Here is a 1,603-nt window from a genome sequence, read left to right as displayed (position 1 = left end):
CGAGCAGGCGAAGAAGCAGGCCGCGCTGGAAGCGCAGCAACAGATCGAGGCCGCAAGGCGCGAACAGGAACAGCGCGGGCGCGAGCGACAGGCCACACTTGCGGCGCTAACTCCGTCGGCTGCGCCGGCGCCTGCCCCTGCGCCGGTTGCCAAGCCGGCAATGGATCCGGCGGACGTCGCCCGTCTGCTCCAGGCCCATCTGAAGCGCGTCGGCTGCGATCCCGGTGCGGCCGACGGTGCCTGGACGACGCCGTCGCAAAAGGCGCTCGACAATTTCAACCGAAACGCCGGCACCAAATTCGACGTCAAAGTTGCAAGTCTCGATGCGCTCGATGCGGTGCGCGGCAGGCCCGATCGTGTCTGTCCGCTGGTGTGCGCCAAGGGACAAAAGGTAGAGGGCGATCATTGCGTCCAGATCGTCTGTGACGGTAACGACGTGCTGGATGCCCAGGGCATGTGCCGCCGGCGTCCCGATCCGCCGCCGCAGAAGTCAAAGGCGGTATCGCGTCACGAGCCGAGCCCGCGCGGTCGCTCGCGTCCGTCCGGCGGAGCCGATTCATGCGGCGGCAGTTGTGAAGGCGATTGAGATCGGCGCCGATGGGACGGTGCCGGGACTCACAGGCTGGGAACGACGTTGACGTTGACTTTCAGGTTCAGGAACGTGCGCTTGCCGGTGCCGTCCTCGAAGTAGAGACGGCTTTCGAAGTGGTCGCTGCCGGTAAAGCCGGAGTTCGGCCGGTACACAGCCTTTGTCGAGTTGACCAGGCTGTAGGATCCGTTCGCCGGAGAGACGACGACGTCCTGGCCCACGAACGGACCCAGCGACTGGAAGTTGAACCCGCAACCGCGGTCTTGCGCGACCCGCATCGGGATGACGACATTACAACCCTGGCAGATGTTGAATGCGGGGCGACGGCAAGCGGTGTTGGCATTCAGGCCGTGAGCGTTTTGGTAGCTCTTGTAGCCCGGGCGCATCTTGTCGGCGCTCGCAGTGTCGGACAGAAGCAACAAGGCGGAGGTTGCGAGCGACAACACGACTGTCATGAAAGGACGGATCATTTTGAAACCCCTTGTCTGAAAACCTTCGGGTGGCCAATGAAGCAAAAGCGATTTATGCCGACATAGAAGCTCAAGCGCCTGGGGGAGGCAAGTATCTCCGGAAGGTTGCAGGACGGCTTCCCAATGCCATGCCACTTCCATTATCATTTCCGGCAGGGAGTCGCCGGTGGACACTGCGCGGCGGCAACCGTCTCGCCTGACGGCCGGGCCTGATGTGTGATCGATGGCACAGACCCGAGGGCGGACCGCTATCGAATAGTATTCATATTGATTGCAGCCACATTGCTGACGCGTGGAGCGAAGCCCGCATCATGATCCGATTGAGCCCTTCAGTCCCGACGTTGCGTTCAAGCCGGTTGGTCTGCCGGCTTGCGCTGTCGGTGTTGTGGATGCTGGTCGCGGCCTCGACTGCGCAGGCCGACAAGCGGGTGGCGCTGGTCCTTGGCGTGTCCAACTACCAGAGCGTCGCGCGGCTGGCTAATCCCGACAACGACGCGGCTGCCATCAGCGACGCGTTCAAGCGGATGGGGTTCGATATCGTGGA

Annotated in this window: 2 protein-coding genes and 1 pseudogene; 2 read left to right on the top strand and 1 reads right to left on the bottom strand. The window is 63.0% G+C overall.

Annotated elements, in window-relative coordinates; genetic code table 11:
* A pseudogene (locus tag AC0L21_RS37845) lies at nucleotides 1-586 on the top strand (caspase family protein); the annotation flags it as partial.
* Between the two features lie 29 nt (nucleotides 587-615).
* On the opposite strand, the gene AC0L21_RS37840 reads toward AC0L21_RS37845, so the two are convergent.
* Nucleotides 616-1,059, bottom strand: coding sequence for a hypothetical protein (locus tag AC0L21_RS37840; protein WP_473267061.1), 444 nt, complete (start codon nucleotides 1,057-1,059; stop codon nucleotides 616-618).
* Between the two features lie 311 nt (nucleotides 1,060-1,370).
* Between AC0L21_RS37840 and AC0L21_RS37835 the strand changes: the two genes are divergently transcribed.
* A partial coding sequence (locus AC0L21_RS37835) for a caspase family protein (protein WP_473267059.1) occupies nucleotides 1,371-1,603 on the top strand: 233 nt, incomplete at its 3' end.

The sequence above is a fragment of the Bradyrhizobium sp. WSM4873 genome (assembly GCF_055811355.1).
This window is presented reverse-complemented; position numbering and strand designations above follow the sequence as displayed.